This window comes from Mesorhizobium sp. M8A.F.Ca.ET.207.01.1.1, assembly GCF_004794715.1.
Lineage (GTDB): Bacteria > Pseudomonadota > Alphaproteobacteria > Rhizobiales > Rhizobiaceae > Mesorhizobium.
Map to the genome: position 1 here is coordinate 1 of NZ_SRUS01000102.1, position 433 is coordinate 433.

Here is a 433-nt window from a genome sequence, read left to right on the forward strand (position 1 = left end):
GGAAGCCGGCATCCTCGACGGCGAGACCGAAGGCCTGTACGCGGCGCAGAACCTGACCGTGGTCCACCACCTCAACGCCGCCCTGCGCGCGCACGCGATCTACCAGAGTGACGTGGACTACGTCGTGCGCGACGGCGAAGTGGTCATCGTCGATGAATTCACCGGCCGCACCCTGGCCGGCCGCCGCTGGTCCGATGGCCTGCACCAGGCGGTGGAAGCGAAGGAAGGCGTGCCGGTCCAGCGCGAGAACCAGACGCTGGCGAGCATCACCTTCCAGAACCTGTTCCGCATGTACAAGAAGCTGTCCGGCATGACCGGTACGGCCGATACCGAAGCATTCGAGTTCCAGAGCATCTACGGCCTGGAAGTGGTGGTGATCCCGACCAACCGCCCGACCATCCGCAAGGACAGCCCGGACCAGGTGTTCCTCAAC

At 65.1% G+C, this 433-nt stretch carries 1 pseudogene; it reads left to right on the top strand.

The annotated features are described in order from the left end of the window. Positions 1 to 433: pseudogene (locus EN850_RS33655) on the top strand (preprotein translocase subunit SecA); the annotation flags it as partial.